General features: G+C 70.9%; 1 protein-coding gene. It reads left to right on the top strand.

Annotated elements, in window-relative coordinates; genetic code table 11:
• On the top strand, positions 1–1997 hold a 1997-nt coding region (locus tag AC2VNT_RS00080), incomplete at both ends, for an acyltransferase domain-containing protein (RefSeq protein WP_486944925.1).

The following is a 1997-nucleotide window of genomic DNA, read 5'->3' as shown; positions in this document are numbered from 1 at the left end:
TGCGGCGGTGGTGGCCGGGGCGTTGAGCCCGGCCGATGGGTTGAAGGTGATCGCGACCCGCTCGGCGCTGATGGCGCGGCTGGCCGGTCAGGGTGCGATGGCGCTGCTGGAGCTTGACGCCGAGGCGGTCGAGGCGCTGCTGGCCGATTGCGCGGGCGTCTCGGATGTGGGTGTGGCGGTGTATGCGGCGCCGCAGCAGACGGTGATCGCCGGGCCACCGGAGCAGGTTGATGCGGTGATCGCCGCGGTGGATGCGCGGGGGCGGTTGGCGCGGCGGGTGGAGGTCGATGTGGCCTCGCATCACGCTACGGTGGATCCGATTCTGCCGGAGCTGCGGGCGGCGCTGGCGGGTCTGGTGCCGGCGGTGCCCACGATCGGGTTCGTCAGCACGGTTGGTGAGACCGGCCGAACCGCCGGTAAGGCGCCGACGTTTGATGCCGACTATTGGGTGGCCAATCTGCGCAACCCGGTGCGGTTCAGCCAGGCCGTCACCTCCCTGGCGCAGAACCACGCCGCCTTCATCGAGATGAGCCCGCATCCGCTGCTGACCTACGCCATCGGCGAGACGCTCGAGGCGGCATCGCCGGCCCCACTCCACACCGCCGCCGGCGCCGTGGTCACCTCGGCGATCAAGCGCGTCGACGACGAAACCCTGTTCTTGCACGCACAACTGGCCGCAGTCGGCGTCATCGCCCCGGGTACCGGGAAGTTTGCCGACCTTCCGTTGTCCCCGTGGCAGCACTCACGGCACTGGATCACGCCCACCGCGCAACCGCAGCCCGATATCCACCCACTGCTCGGGGTGCATGTCGAGCTGCTGTCCGGCCGCGACCACGTGTGGCAGGCAGAGACCACCGTCGAGGCCATGCCGTGGCTAGCAGGACACACGATCGAGGGGCGGACCGTGCTGCCTGCGGCGGGCTTTGTGGAGATGGCGCTTGCCGCCGGCTGCCAGGCGCTTGGGCTGCCGGCCGAGTCTGTCCAGGTCAGCAGGCTCGAGATCGGGCAGGCGCTCCCGGTCGAGCACCACATGGAGGTCACCACGCAGCTCACCCGGGGTGGCCGGGACGACCAGGCAACCCGGGTCGAGATCCATGCCCGTCCGCCCGGCGGCGCCTGGTCTGTCTCTGCGACCGCCGACGTCGAGGCGGCACCCAAGAACGCCCCCGGCGCGGCGGACGAACCCGGTGGTGGCGACCGCGACATCGACGAGATTGAGATCACGCTCGCCGACGACGTTATCGGCCACCCCCGCTACGCGATTCACCCAGCGATGGTCGATGCCGCGCTGCGACATCTGGCCGCTGTCGCCGCCGCGCCGGCCGAATCCGCTCCGGTCTACCAGACTGCGTCTGTGGCAAAGGCCCGGGTGTTCGGGCGAGTCGGGCGACGGGCCCGCTGCCGCGCCGAGCTGATCGAGCAGCGCGACGCCGACCACTCGGGCTACCTGGGCCGCGTCGTCCTCACCGATGATGCGGGCACTGTGACCGCCGAACTCACCGGGGTGCAGCTGCGGCCGGTAGACCTCGCCACGCTGCGGTTGCCACTTGCGCAGAAGGTCTTCGACACCGAATGGGTGGAGCGCCCGGCACCGGAAACCCCGGAAATCGGTTCAGCCCCGCCGGCTGGAAGCTGGCTGCTGCTCGTCGATGACGACGCTGAAACACAGTCTATTGCAGTGCAATTCGCCGCCCGGCTCAGCTCACCGACTCGGCGGGTGATCAGCGCCGGCCTCTATGGCACGATCGCAGACGCCTGCGCCGAGGCCGCCGCCGATCCGAGCGCGCCGGCGGTCGGAATCGTCGCGTTCGTCGGCAAGCAGCCGTTCGACGGCACCGACCCGGACGGCGCGCTGGACCGTGCCCGCGAATTGACCTGGGCGGTCTGGACCATTGCCCGCGCCACCGCCGTCTGCTGGCCCGGCACGTCGCCGCGGCTGTGGCTGGTCACTCGCAGCGGTCTGGCGGTCCGCGACGAGGACCCGGGCGACCCCGCGG

Source organism: Mycobacterium sp. TH-M15 (assembly GCF_057473705.1).
The sequence above is the reverse complement of the archived record's forward strand: the minus strand, read 5'-3'. Positions and strand labels throughout refer to the sequence as shown.